Origin of the sequence: Streptomyces venezuelae (genome assembly GCF_008642315.1) — a bacterium.
In the GTDB taxonomy this organism is placed as follows: Bacteria; Actinomycetota; Actinomycetes; order Streptomycetales; family Streptomycetaceae; genus Streptomyces; species Streptomyces venezuelae_D.
This window is the reverse complement of sequence record NZ_CP029192.1, coordinates 5826229-5845345: the sequence shown is the minus strand read 5'-3', so window position 1 is coordinate 5845345 and position 19117 is coordinate 5826229. Positions and strand designations below refer to the sequence as shown.

The 19117-nt window shown below is 72.4% G+C and carries 14 protein-coding genes and 1 tRNA gene; 7 read left to right on the top strand and 8 right to left on the bottom strand.

The window, feature by feature from the left end; genetic code table 11:
• The first annotated feature begins 62 nt into the window (after positions 1 to 62).
• The 5 genes from DEJ48_RS25630 to DEJ48_RS25610 all read left to right on the top strand — a co-directional run bounded on the left by DEJ48_RS25630 (position 63) and on the right by DEJ48_RS25610 (position 8091).
• Complete coding sequence (locus tag DEJ48_RS25630) at positions 63 to 1382, top strand: hypothetical protein (protein WP_150218611.1); 1320 nt, start codon at positions 63 to 65, stop codon at positions 1380 to 1382.
• Positions 1379 to 3913: a serine/threonine-protein kinase gene (locus DEJ48_RS25625; RefSeq protein ID WP_150218610.1), complete on the top strand. Its 2535-nt coding sequence runs from the start codon at positions 1379 to 1381 to the stop codon at positions 3911 to 3913. Before DEJ48_RS25630 ends, DEJ48_RS25625 begins: the two co-directional genes overlap by 4 nt.
• 2 nt (positions 3914 to 3915) lie before the next feature.
• Positions 3916 to 5253 carry a PP2C family protein-serine/threonine phosphatase gene (locus DEJ48_RS25620; RefSeq protein WP_150218609.1) on the top strand — a complete coding sequence of 446 codons (1338 nt, stop codon included), beginning with the start codon at positions 3916 to 3918 and terminating at the stop codon, positions 5251 to 5253.
• 68 nt (positions 5254 to 5321) lie between these two features.
• Positions 5322 to 6677, top strand: a complete 1356-nt coding sequence (locus tag DEJ48_RS25615) for a vWA domain-containing protein (RefSeq protein WP_150218608.1) — start codon at positions 5322 to 5324, stop codon at positions 6675 to 6677.
• 58 nt (positions 6678 to 6735) lie between these two features.
• Positions 6736 to 8091, top strand: a complete 1356-nt coding sequence (locus tag DEJ48_RS25610; protein WP_150218607.1) for an FHA domain-containing protein — start codon at positions 6736 to 6738, stop codon at positions 8089 to 8091.
• Between the two features lie 37 nt (positions 8092 to 8128).
• Here the strand turns inward: DEJ48_RS25610 and DEJ48_RS25605 are convergent, their stop codons facing one another.
• Positions 8129 to 9088: a methyltransferase domain-containing protein gene (locus DEJ48_RS25605; protein WP_150218606.1), complete on the bottom strand. Its 960-nt coding sequence runs from the start codon at positions 9086 to 9088 to the stop codon at positions 8129 to 8131.
• A gap of 144 nt (positions 9089 to 9232) precedes the next feature.
• Between DEJ48_RS25605 and DEJ48_RS25600 the strand changes: the two genes are divergently transcribed.
• On the top strand, positions 9233 to 9637 hold the full coding sequence (locus DEJ48_RS25600) for a globin (RefSeq protein WP_150218605.1): 405 nt from the start codon (positions 9233 to 9235) through the stop codon (positions 9635 to 9637).
• Positions 9638 to 9673: 36 nt separating this feature from the next.
• Here DEJ48_RS25600 and DEJ48_RS25595 read toward each other — a convergent pair whose 3' ends face one another.
• The 7 genes from DEJ48_RS25595 to DEJ48_RS25565 form a co-directional block, all read right to left on the bottom strand.
• Positions 9674 to 10360: a hypothetical protein gene (locus DEJ48_RS25595; protein WP_150218604.1), complete on the bottom strand. Its 687-nt coding sequence runs from the start codon at positions 10358 to 10360 to the stop codon at positions 9674 to 9676.
• Positions 10357 to 10806, bottom strand: a complete 450-nt coding sequence (locus tag DEJ48_RS25590) for an acyl-CoA thioesterase (RefSeq protein ID WP_150218603.1) — start codon at positions 10804 to 10806, stop codon at positions 10357 to 10359. The genes DEJ48_RS25595 and DEJ48_RS25590 overlap by 4 nt, the downstream gene beginning before the upstream one ends.
• Positions 10807 to 10813: 7 nt before the next feature.
• On the bottom strand, positions 10814 to 12478 hold the full coding sequence (ettA, locus tag DEJ48_RS25585; RefSeq protein WP_150218602.1) for an energy-dependent translational throttle protein EttA: 1665 nt from the start codon (positions 12476 to 12478) through the stop codon (positions 10814 to 10816).
• Between the two features lie 141 nt (positions 12479 to 12619).
• Positions 12620 to 13978 (bottom strand): Cys-Gln thioester bond-forming surface protein, encoded by a 1359-nt coding sequence (locus DEJ48_RS25580; protein WP_150218601.1) that lies wholly within the window; start codon positions 13976 to 13978, stop codon positions 12620 to 12622.
• Positions 13979 to 14376: 398 nt separating this feature from the next.
• Positions 14377 to 14820: a single-stranded DNA-binding protein gene (locus tag DEJ48_RS25575; protein ID WP_150218600.1), complete on the bottom strand. Its 444-nt coding sequence runs from the start codon at positions 14818 to 14820 to the stop codon at positions 14377 to 14379.
• A 124-nt stretch (positions 14821 to 14944) separates the two neighbouring features.
• Positions 14945 to 16894 (bottom strand): YfjP family GTPase, encoded by a 1950-nt coding sequence (locus DEJ48_RS25570; protein ID WP_223832201.1) that lies wholly within the window; start codon positions 16892 to 16894, stop codon positions 14945 to 14947.
• Positions 16891 to 18579 carry a GTPase domain-containing protein gene (locus tag DEJ48_RS25565; protein ID WP_190537577.1) on the bottom strand — a complete coding sequence of 563 codons (1689 nt, stop codon included), beginning with the start codon at positions 18577 to 18579 and terminating at the stop codon, positions 16891 to 16893. The genes DEJ48_RS25570 and DEJ48_RS25565 overlap by 4 nt, the downstream gene beginning before the upstream one ends.
• 269 nt (positions 18580 to 18848) lie before the next feature.
• On the opposite strand from DEJ48_RS25565, the gene DEJ48_RS25560 reads away from it, so the two are divergent.
• Positions 18849 to 18921, top strand: a tRNA-Arg gene (locus DEJ48_RS25560).
• Positions 18922 to 19117 lie beyond the last annotated feature (196 nt).

Genomic DNA, 19117 nt, shown 5'->3' with positions numbered 1-19117 from the left:
AGAGTCACGACGGGACCTCGACCACCGAGTCCCCGGGGCAACACAGAGCGGAGAGGTGATCGATGAGCGTCGCGGGACCCCCCGGTCCGGTGATGGACCGGGACGAGGTGGACCGTGCGCTGGCGCGGCTCGACGCCGAGCACGAGGCGATCGAGACCTCGCTCCTCGCCCTCCAGGACCACGCGGGCCGCCGCCTGCTCGAAGGCGCCGCGCTCACCGGCGTCACCGAGGAGCGCTGGACGGCCACGGAGGCCCGCATCACCCTCCTGTGGGCGTACTTCGACGCGTACGCGGGCGCCCTGCGCACCGCACGCGACGTGCGCGAGCGCAGACGCTGGCCCAGCAAGGACGACCTCGTCGAGCTGACGGAGCTGCTGCGCGGCGAGGCCGTGACCGTCGCGGGCGGCTCCTCGTCCGGTGCGTCGCCCTCGCTCACCGGACCCGCAAAGCTCACCGAGCGCTTCACCCTCGAAGAGCTCGTGACGCGCATGAACGACCTGTACGCGGACTCCCTCGACATGGTCGTCGCCGCCGACGCGGTGTGGTCCGCGCTGCCCGCCCGCATCGACCTGCTCGCCGCCGAACTGCACCGCACCCGCCAGCTCGCGCACTCCGTGGGCGTTCGCCCCGGGGAGCACCCCTCCGGCGACGACCTGGAGCGCATCACCCGCACCCTGACCGCGCTGCGCGAGCAGGTGGTCTCCGATCCGCTCGCGTTCTGGCGGCGCGCGGAGGGCAGTTCGGCGCCCGGCGGCGGCCGCCCCCACACCGAGCGCTACGACCGCGAGGCCCGCGCGCTCGAAGAGGTGCGCCGCGAGATCGAGGCGGTGCTCACGGTCCGGCAGGACGCGGAGGTGCGCCTCGGCAGGCTCCGCGACGTGCTGTCCCGCGCCGACCGCACCCTGTCGGAGGCACGCTCCGCGCGCGGCGAGGTCCTCGCGAAGATCGCCGCCTCCGAGGTGCCCGCTGTCAGCGGCCCGCCGACCGCGCTCCAGGAGCAGCTGGCGATGGCGTCGGAGTACCGCAGGCACGCCCAGTGGCACCGCCTCTCGCCGCTCCTGGAGTCCCTGGAGCAGAAGGCGGAGGACGAACTGCTGCGTGCCCGCGAGTCGTTGACCGCCGTCACCGCGCCCCTCGCGGTCCGCGCCGAGCTGCGCGGCCGCCTGGACGCGTACAAGGCGAAGGTCGCCCGCCTCGGCCACGCCGAGGACCCGCTCCTCGTCGAGCGGTACGACGCGGCCCGCCGGATGCTGTGGAGCGCGCCCTGCGATCTCCGGGTGGCCGAGCAGGCGGTCCTCCGCTATCAGCAGGCCGCCGCCGAAGTGCTTGCGCCGAGGGTCCCGCAGCAGGGCGGGCCCACCGACCGGACGGGGGAATCATGAGCCGGCGTGAATGTCAGCGGCCCAAGTGCACCGGCAGTTACGACGACTTCGGCGGCGGTGAGCTGTACTGCGACACGTGCGGGCTCGCCCCCGTCGTCGCGCCGGACGGCAACGTCTCGTCGCCGCCGACCGGTCTTACGGCCGGCGGCAAGGGCTCGCGGGGCTCGGGAAGCTCCAGCGGCCGCTCGTCGTCGTCGCGGTCCTCCCGTACGTCGTCCCGGTCGTCGCGCTCGCAGTCCTCGCGCAGGTCGGTGTCCGGGCGGCTCTCCCGCTCGCTGTCCGGCAGTTCGACGTCCCGCTCGGTGTCGGTGCGCAGCTCCGGCTCGGCGACGGGTTCGTCGGCGCGGGGGCGGCTCGGCGTCGGCCTGGTCGCCGTGCCGGACGTGCCGCGCCCCGATCCCCGCGAGGCCGTGCAGAAGAACCCCGAGGTGCCCGAGCGGAAGCGATTCTGCTCGCGCTCCGACTGCGGGGCGCCGGTGGGCCGCGCGCGGGGCGAACGCCCCGGCCGCACGGAGGGGTTCTGCACCAAGTGCGGGCACCCCTACTCGTTCGTGCCGAAGCTGCACCCGGGCGACATCGTGCACGGCCAGTACGAGGTCGTGGGCTGTCTGGCGCACGGCGGGCTCGGCTGGGTCTATCTGGCCATCGACCGTGCGGTGTCCGACCGGTGGGTGGTCCTGAAGGGGCTGCTCGACACGGGCGACCAGGACGCGATGGCCGCGGCCATCTCCGAGCGGCGCTTCCTCGCGGAGATCGAGCACTCCAACATCGTCCGCATCTACAACTTCGTCGAGCACCTCGACCAGCGCACCGGCTCCATGGACGGGTACATCGTCATGGAGTACGTCGGCGGCAAGTCCCTCAAGGAGATCGCCAACGGCCGCCGCACCCCGGAGGGCAGACGCGACCCGCTGCCGGTCGAGCAGGCCTGCGCGTACGGCATCGAGGCCCTGGACGCCCTCGGTCATCTGCACAGCCGCAAGCTCCTGTACTGCGACTTCAAGGTCGACAACGCCATCCAGACCGAGGGCCAGCTCAAGCTCATCGACATGGGCGCGGTCCGCAGGATGGACGACGACGAGTCAGCGATCTACGGAACGGTCGGCTACCAGGCCCCCGAGGTCGCCGACGTGGGCCCCTCCGTCGCCTCCGACCTCTACACCGTGGCCCGCACCCTCGCGGTCCTCACCTTCGACTTCCAGGGCTACACGAACGTGTTCGTGGACTCCCTGCCCGACCCCGACAACATCGAGGTCTTCCGGACGTACGAGTCCTTCTACCGCCTCCTGGTCCGCGCCACGGACCCCGACCCGGCCCGCAGGTTCGCCTCCGCACAGGAGATGGCCGAGCAGCTGACGGGTGTCCTGCGGGAGGTCGTGGCGCTCCAGTCGGGGCTGCCGCGGCCCGCGCTCTCGACGCTGTTCGGGCCCGAGGTGAAGGTGCCGGACACGGAGCTGTTCGCCGAACTGGCCGGGGAGGTGTCGCGGCTCGGCGTCCGCGCCGAGTCCACCGCCGGGGAGAACGTCAGGGCGCTGCCGGAGAGCACCTCGACCGCGGGGATCGTCCGGGGGCTCGACTCCGTGGCGACCGCCCTCGCGCTGCCCGTGCCCCTGGTGGACCCGAACGACCCGAACGCCGGGTTCCTCGCCGGCCTCATCACGGCCGCGCCCGCCGAGCTGATCACCGCCCTCGGCACGGCGCCCGCGGACTCCCTGGAACTCCAGCTGCGCGGCCTGCGCGCCCGGCTCGCCATGGGGGAACTGGCGCCCGCCGCCCAGGCCCTCGCCGACCTGGAGCAACAGCACCCGGACGACTGGCGGGTCGTCTGGTACCGGGGCGTCGCGGCCCTGGCGACCGGCGACTTCGAGAACTCGGCGCTGTCCTTCGACGCGGTCTACGACGCGTTCCCCGGGGAGCCCGCGCCGAAGCTGGCGCTCGGCGTCATCGCGGAGGTCCTCGGCCAGCTGGACAACGCCGCCGAGTACTACCGCCTGGTGTGGACGACCGACCCGAGCTATGTGAGCGCGGCGTTCGGCCTGGCCCGCGTGCGGCTCGCGGCCGGCGACAGGGCCGGTTCCGTACGCACCCTGGAGTCGGTGCCCGAGTCCTCCATCCACTACACCGCGGCCCGGGTGGCGGCGGTGCGGGCGCGGCTGCGTCACCGTATGACGTCGGACACGGCAGCCCCTTCGGGCGTCGCCTTCCTGGACGAGCTGACGGCCGCCGCGGGGCAGATCGAGGCACTTGCCGGGTTCGGGCTCGACGCGGTGCGCAGGGAGCGCCTGTCGACCGAAGTTCTGGGGACGGCGCTCGACTGGGTACTCTCCGGTAGGCACTCTGGTCACGTTTCCGCGCCACCGGGCACTCCCGGGACGCGGGCCGTCTTGCTCGGCAGCGACCTGGACGAGCGCGGCCTCCGGTTCGGCCTGGAGCGTTCGTACCGGACACTGGCCCGGCTCGCTCAGGGTGGCGAGGAGAGGATCGAACTGGTGGAGCGGGCCAACCGTTTCCGCCCCCGGACGTGGGTGTGAGTATGTCGCAGATGCCCCAGCTGTCTGCCTGCCCCAGCTGTGAGGAGCCGCTGGAGTCGGGTGACCTGTTTTGCGGTGCGTGCGGGTTCGACCTGTCGGCGGTGCCACCGCGGCCGGACGTGTCCCCCAACGGGTCCGCCGGGTCCGTGCGGGCCGCCGCCGGGAACGGGGAACCCTCCGAGTGGCCGGTCGCGCCGGAGGTCGACAGCTCCGACACCCCGGTGCCGACGCATCTGCCGACGGACCTGCAGGGCACGGACTCGGCGGGCGGCGAACTCGCGGAGCGCCCGGACGCCGCCTCCGTCGCTCCGGTCGCGTCCGGTGAGCCGGACGAGTACCCGCTGCCCGCGCCGGGCGCCCCCGACGCCGCCGCGCCCGCCGCCGACCCCCGCACGGCCGCGCCCGACCCCACGCCCCCCGCGGGCACCAAGCTCTGCGTGGCGTGCCGCTCGGGCCGCGTCGACCCGGACGGGTACTGCGAGAACTGCGGGCACGCCCAGCCCCGCGAGCGCGACCACATGGAGCAGGAGCTCGACACCGTCGCCGCCGTCAGCGACCGCGGCCTGCGCCACCACCGCAACGAGGACGCCTTCGCGATCTCCACGGCCGCGCTGCCCGACGGCTCCCCCGCCGTCGTCGCGATCGTCTGCGACGGCGTCTCCTCCGCGACCCGCCCGGACGAGGCCTCGCTCGCCGCGTCCCGCGCCGCCAACGAGACGCTGCTCGTCTCGCTCCCGCGCGGCACGCACCCCCAGCAGGCGATGCACGAGGCGATCCTCGCGGCCGCCGACGCCGTCAACGCGCTCGCCGCCGAACCCGCGTCGGCCCGCGAGCACAGCCCTCACCAGAACGCGCCCGCCTGCACCCTGGTCGGCTCGATCGTCGCGGGCGGCCTGCTCGTCGTCGGCTGGGTCGGCGACAGCCGCGCCTACTGGGTCCCCGACGACCGAGAGGGCCCCACCGTGCGCCTGACCGAGGACGACTCGTGGGCCGCGCAGATGGTCGCCGCGGGCCTGATGAACGAGGCCGAGGCGTACGCCGACGAGCGCGCGCACGCCATCACGGGCTGGCTCGGCGCGGACGCGTACGAACTGGAACCGCACACCGCTTCCTTCAAGCCGGACCGTGCGGGTGTAGTGGTGGTGTGCACGGACGGTCTGTGGAACTACGCGGAAGCCGTCGAGGAGATGGCCGACGCGGTGCCCGCCGACGCCGCGGACCGGCCGCTGCACAGCGCCCAGGTCCTGGTCGGCCACGCGCTGGACGGCGGGGGCCACGACAACGTAACAGTGGCCGTCGTGCCGTTCCCGTTCGTGCCGCAGGGGGCAGGATCGGCCTAGAACCCGGCGGGGGGACCGTAGCGGGTCATGTGTCTTGAGGTTATGAGGATCTGAGGGGGAGCAGTTCCATGGCCAATTTCTCGAAATCGAACGTGCCGCAGTTCGCTGTGGACGTCTACCAGAACGAGTACCTGCCGGAGGGGGGCCGCGAGGTCAACGCCATCGCCACGGTCACCTCGACCGGCGGCGGGACGATCGGCGCCGCGGTCGGTGCACCCCACCTGTACACGGCGGGCCAGAGCCCGGACGCCGCCGTCGCGATCATGGTGGACTGCTCCGGTTCGATGGACTACCCGCCGACGAAGATGCGCGGCGCACGGGACGCCACCGCCGCCGCGATCGACGCGCTCCGCGACGGCGTGCACTTCGCGGTGATCGGCGGCACCCACGTCGCCAAGGAGGTCTACCCGGGCGGCGGCCGGCTCGCCGTCGCGGGACCGCAGACCCGTGAGCTGGCCAAGCAGGCGCTGCGCAGGCTGAGCGCGGGCGGCGGCACGGCGATCGGCACCTGGCTGCGCCTCGCCGACCGCCTCCTGACCTCCGCGGACGTGGCCACGTCGGCGGTGCGGCACGGCATCCTGCTCACCGACGGCCGCAACGAACACGAGTCGCCCGAGGACCTGCGGGCCGCCCTCGACTCCTGCGCGGGCCGTTTCACCTGCGACGCCCGCGGCGTCGGCACGGACTGGGAGGTGAAGGAGGTCACGGGGATCGCCTCCGCGCTGCTCGGCACCGCCGACATCGTCGCCGATCCGGCCGCGCTCGCCACCGACTTCACGCAGATGATGGAGACGGCGATGGGCAAGGAGGTCGCCGACGTCAGCCTGCGGCTGTGGACGCCGGTGGGCGTGGAGATCAAGTTCGTCAAGCAAGTGGCGCCCACGGTCGAGGAGTTGACCGGGCGTCGCACGGAGGCGGGGCCGCGCGCCGGGGACTATCCGACGGGGTCCTGGGGCGACGAGTCCCGCGACTATCACATCTGCGTCCAGGTGCCGGGCGCCGAGCTCGGCCAGGAGATGCTCGCGGCCCGTGTCTCGCTGGTCGTGCCGCACGAGGACGGCAGCGCGCAGACGCTGTCGCAGGGGCTGGTACGGGCGGTGTGGACGGACGACATGGCGGCATCCACGTCGATCAATCCGCAGGTCGCGCACTACACGGGCCAGGCGGAACTGGCCCAGGTGATCCAGCAGGGGCTCGATGCCCGCAAATCGGGAGATGTCGACGGGGCGACGGCCAAACTGGGCCGCGCGGTGCAGCTCGCGAGCGCCTCGGGCAACGCGGATACGGCGAAACTGCTTTCGAAGGTGGTGGACGTCGTGGACGCCGCGGCAGGTACTGTTCGATTGAAGGCGAAGGTCGCCGAGGCCGACGAGATGACACTCGAGACACGGTCCACGAAGACTGTTCGCGTCAAGAAGCAGTAAGTACGGCAGCAAGTACGTACGGCCCTCGGGCCGGAGAAGGAGAGGGGGAAGCGCCGACATGCCGACCTGCCCGAACGGACACCAGTCGGGTTCCGATGACTGGTGCGAGGTCTGCGGTCACCGCATGGCCGGTGCCGTGCCTCCGCCGCCCCCGCCGCCGCCCGCGGCCGGGTACGGCTACCCTCCGCCGCCGCCCGGCCAGGACCCGGGCTTCCCGCAGCCCGCGCCGGGGCGCCCGCACCTGGCCGCCGTGCCGGATCCGGCTCCCGAGGCCCAGCTCTGCCCGCAGTGCCGCACGCCCCGCGAGGCGAACGCGCCGTTCTGCGAGGAGTGCCGCTGGAACTTCCTGACGAACACGGCGACGTCGTACACCCCGGCCGCGCCGAACCCGCCGCTGCCCGGCACGCACGGCGGTCCCGGCGGCGGTCCCGGAAGGCCGCCGGGCCCGAACCCGGCCCAGCAGTTCCAGCAGCCCCCGCCGGGTTACGAGTACCAGGGCTCGCGGCCCTCGCAGATGAACCGGCCCGCCGAGCCGATCCCGCCGTTCGGCAACGGCGGCGGCAGCGGCAACGGTGGCGGCCAACAGGGTCAGGGTCCGGGTCCGCAGGGTTCCGGTCCGCAGGGTCCGGGTCAGCCCTTCCCCGGTCAGCCGGGTGCGCAGGGTCCCGGTCAGCCGTTCCCGGGGCAGCCCGGTCCGGGTGGTCCGCAGGGTCCGGGTGGTCCGCAGGGCCACGGCCCCCAGGGCCCCGGCCCCGGTCAGGCCCCGCCCCCCGGCGCCCCGCAGGCGTTCCAGCAGCCGGGTCCGCCCGCGCCGCCCGCGTTCCCGCAGGAGACCGGCGCCCCGCAGGGGCCGCCCCCTCCGCCGCCCGCCGACGACTGGGTGATCTCGCCTCCGTCGGCCCCGGCCCAGCAGGAGCAGTTCCAGCCGCAGCCGCCGCAGCCCCAGGAGCCGTTCCAGCAGCCGCAGGAGCCCTTCCAGCCCCAGCCGCCCCAGCAGGCGCAGGGCCCCGGCACCTGGACGGTGACGATCGGTCCCGACCGCGAGTACTTCATGGCGATGATGCAGCGCAGCGGCCCCGAGGCCTCGGGCCTCAACCTGCCCGCGTACTCGCCCGAGCAGCAGCGCCCACTGGCCGGCAACCAGCTGACCATCGGCCGCCGCAGGCACTCCACGGGTGACACCCCGGACATCGACCTGTCGGTGCCGCCGGAGGACCCGGGCGTCTCGCACCAGCACGCGATCCTGGTGCAGCAGCCGGACGGCAGCTGGGCGGTCGTCGACCAGAACTCCACGAACGGCACCACGGTCAACGGCGGCGAGGAGCCCATCCAGCCGTTCGTGCCCGTCCCCCTCCAGGACGGCGACCAGGTCCACGTGGGCGCATGGACGACGCTCACCATCCGCCGCGACTGACAGAACCTGTCCTCGACGGAAGCGGGGGCGGGCCGGTTCAGAGAGGCCAGACGTACGGCCCTTCGGGGTCGTCCAGCCAGGCCCACTCGTACGGCCCGCTCGTCGTGACACCGAAGCGCTCGCGCACCGGCCGCCCCTCGCGCTGCCACAGCGCGAGCGCTTCGTGCGGATCGAGGCTGCCCGCGGTCAGCTCCAGGAGGAAGCGGAAGAGCTCGCTCTGCAGGGCCTTGCGCGGCAGCCCTCCGATGTGGTGCTCGTACGGGGTCCTCGCGTCGCCCCCACGCAGCGGTACGAAGTAGGCGGGCGTGTGCAGGAAGCGCCCTTCGGCGTGCTCCGCGTCCCGCACGGTCAGCGTGATCAGTCCGGTGGCCAGCGGCGCCAGGATGCGGGCGCCGGGCCTGCACTGGGCGAGCCACGTCCGCGGCACCGAGCCCAGGGTGCAGGTGGCGATGATCCGGTCGTAGGGCGCCCGCTCGGGGCAGCCGGCCGCGCCGTCGCCGGTCACCACGGCGGGGCGGTACCCGGCGGCCGCCAGGTGCTGCCGGGCCGACTCCGTGATCTCCGGGTCGAGGTCGACGGTCGTGACGTGGTCGTCGCCGAGCCGGTGGGCGAGCAGCGCCGCGTTGTAGCCGGTGCCCGCGCCGATCTCCAGGACGCGGTGTCCCGGGCGTACGTCCAGTTCGGCGAGCATCTTCGCCATCAGGGACGGCTGGCTGCTGGAGGAGAGCAGGTCTCCGTCCCGCACGCGGGTGGCGAGGGGGGCGTCCGTGTAGGCGCCGCGCAGCCAGCGGGTGCGGCGCCCTTCGTCGGGGTCCTCGCCCCACAGCCGCTCGTACCCGCCGCTCACGCCCACGTAGTAGTAGGGCACGAAGAGGTGCCGCGGGACGGCGGTGAACGCCGCCCGCCAGGCGGAGTCGTCCCGCCAGGCCCCGCTCGCCTCGATCTCCCGCACGAGGCCGGCCCGGGCCTCGGCGAGCAGTACAGGATCGGGTTCCATGGGTCCACTGTGCTGCGCCGCGGCCTCCGATGCGAGTGGCGGAACCGCCGCCGCCGCTCCCGGCAGTGCCCCGGCGATCGGCGATGATCGGGGATGGTCCTAAGCCTTCCGTACTCGGCCGCCCCGTCTGAGACCATGGAACGCGTGAAAGATATCCCGCACGGCACGCTTCAGGAGCAGACCTACTACGAGCAGGTCGGCGGCGAGGAGACCTTCCGACGCCTGGTGCACTACTTCTACCAGGGGGTCGCGGAGGACCCGCTGCTGCGGCCGATGTACCCGGAGGAGGACCTCGGGCCCGCCGAGGAGCGTCTCGCGCTCTTCCTGATGCAGTACTGGGGCGGCCCCCGCACGTACAGCGACAACCGCGGCCACCCCCGGCTGCGCATGCGGCACGCGCCGTTCACGGTCGACAGGGCCGCGCACGACGCGTGGCTGAAGCACATGCGCGACGCGGTGGACCGGCTCGACCTCTCCGAGGAGCACGAGCGGACGCTGTGGAACTACCTGACGTACGCCGCCGCATCCATGGTCAACTCCGAGGGCTGACGGCGGCGGTCCTCCGGGCCACGGTCACGCCCGCCCTCAGGCGGGCGTGACCGTGAGCCCGCCGACACCGGCGCGGCGCACCGCGACGGACCCGTAGGCCGTGCGCAGCCGCAGCCACGGCCCCGAGGACAGCAGCGTCAGCACGTCGCCGCGCAGGAAGCCGAGGGACTGCGCCGCGTGCGCCGCCCGTACCGGCAGTTGCGTGTCGGCGACGGGCCGGGACCAGATCTCCCGCCCCACGCGGTCGAGTTCGGCGCGCACGCGCCGCTCGGCCGGCAACTCCTCGACCCGCGACTTGAATTCGGCGACGGCCCGCTTGACCAGGGACCGCATCGCTTCCGGCGCCGGGAGGCCCGGTTCCTGCCGCCAGCCGCCGCGCGGCGGCAGCACGCCCGCCCACGGCGGTCCGGTGACGGCCGTCGGGACGTCGGCGACGCCCGCCATCTCCACGGACTCCACGGACTCGCCGACGCGTTCCAGGAACTCGCCCGCGGAGACGGTGACGTCGAGCGTGGTGTCGAGCCCGTACTCGTACGGCTTGGCGAGCCGCGCCGTACGGATGACGAGCACCTCGAACGACGGCGGCCGCCCGAACACGGCGAGCGTGTCCCCGGCGGCCTGCAGCCGCACCGCGGCCGCCTTGTCGTAGTGGATCAGCCGGGCCAGGAAGGCGGCGAGGTCCGCCGCCTCCCCGGCATCGGCGAAGTGGAGCCGCGCGGTCATGCGGCGAGCGCCCCCGAGCCACTGTCGGGGCCGCCGGCGCTGTCGTCCACGTACTCCTCGAGGAACGAGCGCTCCTCGGCCGAGATCCGCCGCGGTCGCTGCGCCTCCAGGTCGAAGGGCACGACCACGGTGGAGGCCCGCACGTACACCTGCTGCGCGTCCTTGATCTCGTACGCGATGGTCAGCGACGCCGCACCGATCTTCGTCACCCACGACTCGATGGTGACCGGCTCGTGCCGGTGCACCAACGGCCGTACGTAGTCGATCTCGTGGCGGGCCACGACCGAGCCGCCGGAGAACGACGGCGAACCGTCACCGGGCGCGAGCCGGAACATGAAGTCGATCCGCGCCTCTTCCAGATACCGCAGGAAGACGACGTTGTTGACGTGCCCGAAGGCGTCCATGTCCGACCAGCGGAGCGGGCATTGGTATATGTGTCGAGCCACGGTCGCCTCAGCCCCGGGTGAGCTTCTTGTAGGTGGCGCGGTGCGGACGGGCCGCGTCCGGACCGAGACGCTCGATCTTGTTCTTCTCGTACGACTCGAAGTTGCCCTCGAACCAGTACCACTTGGAGTCGCCCTCGTACGCCAGGATGTGCGTGGCGACTCGGTCCAGGAACCAGCGGTCGTGGGAGATCACGACGGCGGCACCCGGGAACTCCAGGAGCGCGTTCTCCAGCGACGACAGGGTCTCGACGTCCAGGTCGTTCGTCGGCTCGTCGAGGAGGAGCAGGTTGCCGCCCTCCTTGAGGGTCAGCGCCAGGTTGAGGCGGTTGCGCTCACCACCGGAGAGCACACCGGCCGGCTTCTGCTGGTCCGGGCCCTTGAAGCCGAACGCGGAGACGTACGCCCGCGAGGGCATCTCGACCTGACCGACGTTGATGTAGTCCAGCTCGTCGGAGACGACGGCCCACAGCGTCTTCTTCGGGTCGATGTTGGCGCGGCCCTGGTCGACGTAGCTGACCTTGACCGTGTCGCCGACCTTGATGCTGCCGGAGTCCGGCTGCTCCAGGCCCTGGATCATCTTGAACAGCGTGGTCTTGCCCGCGCCGTTCGGACCGATGATGCCGACGATGCCGTTGCGCGGCAGCGAGAAGCTGAGGTCGTCGACGAGGACCTTGTCGCCGAACGCCTTCGACAGGTGCTCGACCTCGACGACGATCGAGCCCAGACGCGGGCCCGGCGGGATCTGGATCTCCTCGAAGTCCAGCTTCCGCATCTTGTCCGCCTCGGCGGCCATCTCCTCGTAGCGCGCCAGACGCGCCTTGGACTTGGCCTGACGCCCCTTGGCGTTCGACCGCACCCACTCGAGTTCTTCCTTCAGACGCTTCGCGCGCTTGGCGTCCTTCTGGCCCTCGACCTTGAGGCGCGTGGCCTTCTTCTCCAGGTACGTGGAGTAGTTGCCCTCGTAGGGGTGGGCGCGGCCGCGGTCGAGCTCCAGGATCCACTGGGCGACGTTGTCCAGGAAGTACCGGTCGTGGGTGACCGCGACGACAGCGCCGGAGTACTGGGAGAGGTGCTGCTCCAGCCAGTTCACGGACTCGGCGTCGAGGTGGTTGGTGGGCTCGTCGAGGAGGAGCAGGTCGGGCGCCTCGATGAGGAGCTTGCAGAGCGCGACACGGCGCTTCTCGCCACCGGAGAGGTTCACGACGGGCCAGTCGCCGGGCGGGCAGCCCAGCGCGTCCATGGCCTGCTCCAGCTGGGCGTCCAGGTCCCACGCGTTGGCGTGGTCCAGGTCCTCCTGGAGCTTGCCCATCTCCTCCATGAGCGCGTCCGAGTAGTCGGTCGCCATGAGCTCGGCGACCTCGTTGAAGCGCTTGAGCTTGCCCATGATCTCGGCGGCGCCGTCCTGCACGTTCTCCAGGACCGTCTTCGTCTCGTCGAGCTGCGGCTCCTGCATCAGGATGCCGACGCTGTACCCGGGCGAGAGGAACGCGTCACCGTTGGACGGCTGCTCGAGCCCGGCCATGATCTTCAGCACCGTGGACTTACCGGCGCCGTTGGGGCCCACGACACCGATCTTCGCGCCAGGAAGGAAGCTCAAGGTGACATCGTCGAGGATCACCTTGTCGCCGTGCGCCTTGCGCGTCTTGCGCATGGTGTAGATGTACTCAGCCAAGAGAAACCGTCCGGCAATCAGTGAGTGGGCAGATACACCCCATCTTGCCGTACGGCCAGCCCCCGGCGAAAACCGGATGATGGGCCGCCGGTTCTCCGCCTCGCGCGCGGTAGCCGCATGACTACCGCGCGCCGTCGCCCGTCACTCCTCCGTGGAGGTTTCCGCCGGGCCGTCCTTCTTGCGGAGGAAGAACACCGCCGCGCCGCCGACCACGACGAACGCCACCGCGATGCCGACGATCAGCGGGGTGTTGCTGCTGCTGCCGGTCTCCGCCAGGTCACCGCCTCCGACGGAGCCGCCCGCCGACGCGGGGCTCGGCTGGGAGGCGGGCTGCGCCTTGCTCGTGACCGTGTCGCCCGCGGTGCGACAGTCGAGCACGCCCTTGAACCGCTTCTCGAAGCCGCTCGGTCCGTTGATCGTGAAGTCGTAGGGCTGGTCTTCCTGCAGCGGAATCGTCACCGTCTGTGACGCGCCCGCCTTGATGGTGTGCTTGAACCCCATCAGCCGGAAGGTGAACGGCTCGTCGCCCTTGTTGGTCGCGGTGATGTCCACCCCGCTCTTGGCACAGTCCTTCTCGGCCGACAGCGCGGGCAGCGCCCCCTCGGCAGCCCAGTTCGCGGTCGCCCTGGCCGACACCGTCGACTCGCTGGAGCCCGCGAGGATCTGCGTCTGGCTCCGCGTCTCGGACGCGAACGCCCGGCCGACCGGCACGGTGGTCGACGTCTGCACGGACAGCGCGGCCGCGCCGTCGGGTGCGTCCTTCGGCACGTCGAAGTAGAGGCGGCTGCCGTCGCGCGCGGACTTCACCGGCTTGCCGTTCCTGCCGACGACCTTCACCCCGCTCGCCTCGGAGTCCGCGGGCGGTGTGACCGTCACCGAGTCGGCGTCGGTCCGCACGGTGACCGGGCCGAGCTTCTCCCCCGTGCGACCCGACACGGCCGGCGGGTCCAGCGTCAGCGACGCCTTGGGCTCGACGCTGTTCCGCGCGCTCTTGTAGAGGTAGTCGGCGAGCTTCTCGGCCTGCGGGTCGACGGCGTCGACCTTCGCGCCGTCGGAGTACCGCCAGATCGCCACCTGGGTGCCGGCCGCGGCGGTCTGCGCGGTGAGGGACCGCACACCCGCCTTGCGGGCCAGCGCGGCGAGGTCGTTCACCTGCGGGTAGGAGTTCTGCAGGATCCAGCGGATCTTGCCCGCGTCCCGGTTGCCGTTCAGCGAGGTGCCGCTCCAGGGGGTCTCCTGGTACTTGGCGTCCTTCTGCGTGGGGTTCAGGATGTCGATGCAGTACGTCTGGAGGGTGCCGCCGCCCTCCACGGACATCTCGAAGAGTCCGGCGGGCACCTGCTGCGACTGGCCGTCGTCACGGATGACGGCCTGGTCGAACGTCTGCAGTCCGCCCAGCGTCGCGACGGCTCCGCCCCGGTGCGCCGGCGTCTCCTCCGCCGCGGCCGCGCCCGCGAAGGCCACTCCGCCCGCCAGGACCAGACCCGCGGCGGCGGTCACCGCGGCGAACCTGGCGGCGGCTCGACCGGGTCCGCTCTCGCTGCGGCTACGACTCCGGTCTCGGTCCCGGCTACGTATGGACAACGCAGAAAACACTGAATTCCCCTCCGGGCGGGACCCGTTCACAACGTTGGGGGGTGGTCCCGCCAGCAGACTGAAAGGGGCAGGTTCACCTGCCACCTGCGTGACATCACCTGCCGACTGCCCCGTGAGCTACGTTCGGCATCCTAAGGAAACGCCGCATCACGAGCCCCACGCAGATCACCGGACGGCGGATCCGACTCGGAATCGTTATCCCCAACAACCGCTCCGAGCTGGGCTTATCGACAAATCAACGGTGCCGCTCGTCGATATGCCGCACTTCGGTCGCCGCCGACCGCTTCATCCCTGACTGCCCGTCACCCGACCGGCTCGGGCTCCTTCTCGCGCGCCCCGACCGCATCCTCACTCCGCCCCGACGCCGGTTCCGTCAGCGCCGGATTGCCCCTGCCCACCCTTCTGAACGCCGCCGTACCGCGCGAGAGGTCGTGGCCGATGGCCACCGCCTCGATGTCCGCCGACGTCCAGTGCTGCCCGCCCCGCTCCTCGTCCCGCACCTTCAACCTCCCCTGCACAATGACCGGTTCGCCGACCGACACCGATCCCTGCACGTTCGTGCCGAGCGCCCGCCAGGCCCAGACCGTGAAGAAATTGGTGTGCCCGTCGGTCCACGTGCTCTTCGCCCCGTCGTAATACCGCGCCGTCACCGCGAGCCGGAACCGCGCCACCGGTCCCGACGGCAGCTCCCGGTACACCGGCGTCGTCGCGACGTTTCCCACGACCGTCACCAAGGTCTCGTTCATCGCAGAACCCCTCCCCCGCTTCATCTGTCTCGTGCCGCAGCCCCGCGGCTGCGATCTCAGATTGCACCGGTCGGGCGGATCTCGCTGAGCCCTGTGGACCACCGTCAGGTTGTGGAAAACTCCGTCACCCGATCGGGGAACGGGCGGCCCCCGACAGCTCCCCCGACACCCGTACGTACTGCTCCCTGACCTCCCGGTACCGCAGCAGTTCCGCCGCCACCGGATCGAGGACCCGCGCCCGCCCACACCCGGCCGCCGCCTCCCGCAGCCGCCGTTCCGCGTCGTTCCCGTACCGGCGCGCGGGCCCCCGCGCCGCCATCCGGCTCGTCCACTCCACGCACGGACCGCCCACGATGCCCGCCAGCATCAACAGCACCGGCACGCCCAGATTCGGCGTGGCGAGCCCGATGATCTGGCCCACCAGCCAGATGCCGCCCACGACCTGCAGCAGCGTCATCGCCGCCTGCGCCAGGACCGCGACCGGCCACCAACCGGGGCGCGGCGGCCGCCCGACCGGCACCCCCACCGTCACCGCCAGCTCGTCGAGCGCCTCGGGAAGTCCCTCGGCGCCGCGCACCGCGGCCTCCCGCACGGCCTGCCCCCAGGGCAGAGGCAGCCCCCTCGCCGCCTCGTCGGCCACCGTGCGCACGGCGTGCTCCACCCGCTGGCGCGCCGTCACCTCCTCGTCCACGGGCGCGAGGGCGACCGGCGTCGGCACGCCCTGCGAGAAGCGCCGCGCCTCGTACCAGCGCCACAGCCTGAACCACGGATCCCCGCACGCCTTGCCCGCGTGCCTGCGCCAGGCCCGCTCGGCGGCGTCCCCGGCGGCCGCCGCGCCCACGGCGTCCGCGAGCCGGTCGGCGAACTCCTCACGGGCTTCCTCGCTGAGCCCGATCCGCCCGCGGTTGCGGCCGGAGTGCGCCCCCTCGACGTACACCGGACGCAGGCGTTCCGCGGCGGCGTCCACGTCCGCGGAGATACGGCGGGCCGCGGCGCCCCGCTCCTGCGTGAACTGCCCCAGTGCTTCGCGCAGTTCGGCGATGCCCTCGCCCGTCAGCGCGGAGATCGCGAGCACCGTGGCGCCCGGCTCCCCGTGCTCGCCGAGGGCGACGCCGTCGTCGTCGAGGAGCCGCCGCAGATCGTCGAGTACCTGGTCGGCGGCGTCTCCGGGCAGCCGGTCGATCTGGTTGAGCACCACGAAGGTGACTTCGGCGTGGCCGGCCATGGGGCGCAGATAGCGTTCGTGGAGCATCGCGTCGGCGTACTTCTCCGGGTCGACGACCCAGATGACGGCGTCGACGAGGGCCAGGATGCGGTCGACGTGCTCGCGGTGCTCGCCGACCGCCGAGTCGTGGTCGGGCAGATCGATGAGGACGAGCCCTTGGAGTTCGTCGGCGCCGGGTCCCTGGAGCGGGCGGCGGCGCAGGCGTCCGGGGATTCCCAGCCGGTCGAGGAGGCCCGCCGCGCCGTCCGTCCAGCTGCACCCGATGGGCGCGGCGGTGGTCGGCCTGCGCACACCGGTCTCCGAGATCATCACTCCGGCGAGCGCGTTGAAAAGCGTCGACTTGCCGCTGCCGGTGGCCCCGGCGATGGCGACGACGGTGTGCCGTTCGGAGAGCCTGCGCCGGGCGGCGGCCTCGTCCAGGACGCGGCCGGCCTCGGCGAGCGTGCCGCTGTCGAGGCGGGTGCGGGAGAGCCCGACGAGTTCGCGCAGGGCGTCGAGGCGGGTGCGCAGGGGGCCTTCGTAGGAGGGGCTGAGGGCCGTGGAGGGGGCGGGGGCGTACGAGCGGGCTCCGCCACTGATGTCCAGGTCTGCGCCCCCGCCGCCCGGGGGTCGTTGCGCGTCCTCAACGCGGCGGGCGATGAGGCCGTCGTCCCAGGCGCGCCCGGAACGGCCGTCGGTAGGTTCGGGGTGGCTCGCGCGGGGGGTGTCGGGGCGGGAAGCGTCGGCGCGGGAGGCGTCGACGTCGGATGCGCTGCGGCTGCGGTCCCGGTCCTTGTGATGTACCCGGCCGGCGGGATCGGTGGGGTCGGCGGGATCGGTGTGATCAGTGACGGCGGTCACCGCGGTCACCTCTCCTTCTGCAGTACGGACAGGGCGGCGATCAGCTCGGCCTGGGGTTCGGGATGCACTTCGAGGGCGTCCAAGGGGGCGAGCCTGCGCTCACGCTCGGCGTTGAGGACCCTCTCCAGGTAGTCGGTCAGCAGGCGTCCGCCCCGGTCGCGCAGTCGGACGGCGGCCTGGGCGCCGATCCGCTCGGCGAGGACCTCCCCTGCCGCGCGCGCCCGGCGCCCGCCGAGCAGTCCCGTGGCGAGCAGGGCGGCGACGACCTCGGGGTCGGGCAGGCCGTTCTTGTCGACCCGTTCGAGGCAGCGCACCTCGTCCTCGGCGTACTCCTCCAGTTCGCGCCGCCACCTGCGGACGGCCATCCCGATGCGGTGCTCGGCGGACTCGACCTCCGGGTCGCGGCCGGTCAGGGTGGGGGCTCCGGCGGCGGGTTCGCGCCGCCAGGCCTCGTCGATGCGCTCGTCCGCGGCGGTGACGGCGCACAGCAGCAGCGCTTCCAGGCTCTCGGCGATGGCGTCGAGCAGCTCACCGGCCCCGCAGTCGAGCGGGTAGCTGCGCCAGCGCTTCAAGGCACCGCCGGCCAGCACCCCGCCCGCCCGCAAACGCCTCCCCACGCGCGCGTGCTCGTTCTCGTACGCCTCGTCGACGGCGGAGGTGAGCCGCAGCGCGGCGGCGTACTGGGCGGCGACGGCGCCCGCCAGCTCCGGCATGCGCGAGTCGAGGGACCGGATGACCCCCAGGGCGGTACGGGCGACGGCCCGGGCGCGGACGGCGGGTTCCTGGACGTGGTGGGTGAGCCAGGCGCGCAGGGGTGCGACGGCGGTGGCGGGGAGCAGTCCGCCGCCGCCCGCGGACTCGGGCAGTTCGGGCACGGTGAAGCGGGGTACGTCGCCGAGCCCGGCCTTGGCGAGCAGCGCGCCGTACTGCCGTGACACCTCGGTCACCACCTGGTGCGGCACCCGGTCGAGGACGGTGACGAGGGTGGCGTCGTGCTCCTTGGCGGTGCGCAGCAGGTGCCAGGGGACGGCGTCGGCGTACCGCGACGCGGTGGTGACCATCACCCATACGTCGGCCGCGGAGATCAGTTCGGCGGCCAGGACGCGGTTGTCGGCGACGAGGGAGTCGATGTCGGGTGCGTCGAGGAGGGCGAGTCCGCGCGGGAGGCTGGGGGCGGTCTCGATACGCAGCGCGCGCTCCTCCTCGCCGACGACGGCCGCCATGTCCCCGCTCTCCTCCTGCTCCCCCTCGCCTCCGCCCTCCCCGGGGTCCTGTCGGGGCACCCACACGCGCGTGAGGTCGGGCAGGATCCGCATCCCGGAGAACCAGTGGTGGTCGTCCGGATGGCAGACGAGCACCGGCGTGCGGGTGGTGGGCCGCAGCACACCCGCCTCACTGACCTGTCGCCCCACGAGGGAGTTCACGAGAGTGGACTTGCCGGCCCCGGTGGATCCGCCGACGACGGCGAGAAGAGGCGCTTCGGGGGCCTTGAGCCGGGGCACGAGATAGTCATCGAGCTGCGCCAGCAACTCGTCCCGGTTGGCACGCGCGCGTGGCGCCCCTGGCAGGGGGAGCGGAAAGCGTGCGGCGGCGACACGCTCGCGCAGGGCGGAGAGTGCGTCAAGCAACTGAGGCCGTACGTCCAAGGTCACCACATGCGAAGAATGCCCAATTTTGGCGCCTTTCTGAAGCATATGGACGTCTCTGCGCGCCGATCGGACGCAGGTGAGGGAAGGGACGACCGGGGCGCAGGCATAACGAGTGCACAACACCCGGGGCGTGAGACGCCAAAAGCGATGCGAGATTCGCACCTGCCTGCGATTATCAGGATCGCTTCACCGAACCTCCACATCACGGCGCGGAGGCGAAGCACCAGGGACAGGGACCCGGGAGCCCTATCCTTGTCCCCGGCAAGGTCACGGATCACCCCCACATCCGGCTCCGTGCCACCCGGCCACACCCGGCCCCCGTAGCTCAGTGGATAGAGCAGGCGCCTTCTAAGCGCTTGGCCGCAGGTTCGAGTCCTGCCGGGGGCGCAAACAGCCTCTCACCCGCGGAAACGCGTGAGGGGTTCCCTTTCGCCCGGTCGCACATCACGCTGAGGCCAAGCGCTTTTGCCCGGCACGGGGCCGCTAATGATCACTCAGCGTGATCCACGTACTCGCTCCGGGAGAAGGCCGAACCCGCCGGAATGCCGTCCCCACGCGCGCGTGGAGCCGATCGAGCCTGTTC